General features: G+C 50.3%; 1 protein-coding gene and 1 pseudogene. Both read right to left on the bottom strand.

All coding sequences use genetic code 11. The features are described 5' to 3' along the window. Nucleotides 1-234: 234 nt before the first annotated feature. On the bottom strand, nt 235-1341 hold the full coding sequence (locus INT19_RS08050) for a mandelate racemase/muconate lactonizing enzyme family protein (RefSeq protein ID WP_193060390.1): 1107 nt from the start codon (nt 1339-1341) through the stop codon (nt 235-237). 14 nt (nt 1342-1355) lie between these two features. Next, nucleotides 1356-1603: pseudogene (locus INT19_RS08045) on the bottom strand (hypothetical protein); the annotation flags it as partial.

The following is a 1603-nucleotide window of genomic DNA, read 5'->3' as shown; positions in this document are numbered from 1 at the left end:
GTTAGAAGTGCTTCCGGGGGCCGGTCTCACGGATTCAGGTTATAGCTAAACAGCTAGCAATTGCTTTGTGCCAAACAATCACCTCATTTAACCCCTATTAAAAGCTTAACGCTATTAATATGTTTATATATTCATACGCTTGAGATTTTATAACAGCATTGATAACTATCGGGCAGAAGCACCAAAGAAGAGAACATCTTCTTACTTCACTCCTGCCCGAGAGTACATCTTGGTTCAGTCAATGGTGTCGACAAATTCGCTGAGATCCCGCACTCGACTCCTGTCGATAGTCACGCCAAGTCCAGGTGAATCGTCCAACACAATATGCGTTTCATCTCCCGGCATCTGGGCAACATCTTCGCCAATCATGGCGGGCCCCACCAAGTCATTCGCAATGATATTGGGATGCGCCAGCGCTAAATGGGCACCCGCGAGCGTCGCGATCGAGGACTCCACCATAGAGCCGATCTGGCAGGGTATATCCGCCGCCATTCCGACCTCTGCCATCGCCATAGCAGGGCGTAGGCCAGAGGATTTCATTAGCTTGATGTTAACCATGTCAGCAGCGTTTAGTTGAATCACCTCCAGCATCTCTTTAACCCCATGAATAGGCTCATCAGCCATAATCATGGCATCGGTCGACTGCGTCACACGGGCCATGGCGGCGAGGTTCTCCATAGCGACGGGCTGTTCAAACCAATCCACTTGATAGGGCGCTGCATGCCGAATGACCTGAAGCGCTTGCTTTGCACTCCACCCTTGATTGGCATCTACACGTAGCGCAACCGATCGATCTAGTGCTTCTCTAACCCGTGCAATCCGCTCAACATCATATTCCGGCGTATCGCCCAGTTTGATTTTGATGGACTGATAACCTCGCCGAGCAGCCTCTTTCGCCTGACGTGCCATCTCCTCCGGCGCTAACATGCTAATAACATATGGAAGTTCCAATCTAGCATGGCTACGCCCACCTAGCAGCGCATAAAGCGGCTTTCCGCATTCACGCGCCACCAGGTCGTGAAGCGCAATATCGAGAGCTGCTTTCGCCGAGGGGTTATGGCGAATTTTAAGGTTGGCAGCATGATGGAATTGCGCAATATCACTGGCGTCGGTGCCCATTAGTAACGGCGCTAGCTCTCGGGTGATGATTTCTCGTGCGCCAAGATACGTTTCTCCCGACACATGCTGGTCTACCACGGCTTCACCCCAGCCAATCTGGCCAGAAGCAGTCTCGATGCTGACAATCAGGCTGGCGATATCGTGATAAGTATCATAGGCAATCTTAAATGGTTGTTTAAGCGGAAGACGTACACCATATACCGTGATTTTGTTAATACGCATTATTGATGCCTTATTTATGTCCAGGAAAAGATCTGAGCCAGCGCAATCATGAGACTTGCCATACCTAGTTGAAGAATCGCTAATGGAAGTATCCATTTGATCCACTTACTCCACGACACACCTGCCACTGCAAGCCCTGCCATGAAATATCCCGACGTTGGGGTAAGAATATTGGAGATACCATCACCAAACTGAAACGCAAGAACAGCCGTCTGACGGGCCCCCAGTGTCAGGATGAGTGTCGCACCCTCTGATACCCTGT

Source organism: Halomonas sp. 3A7M, assembly GCF_014897875.1.
GTDB lineage: Bacteria > Pseudomonadota > Gammaproteobacteria > Pseudomonadales > Halomonadaceae > Vreelandella.
The sequence above is the reverse complement of the archived record's forward strand: the minus strand, read 5'-3'. Positions and strand labels throughout refer to the sequence as shown.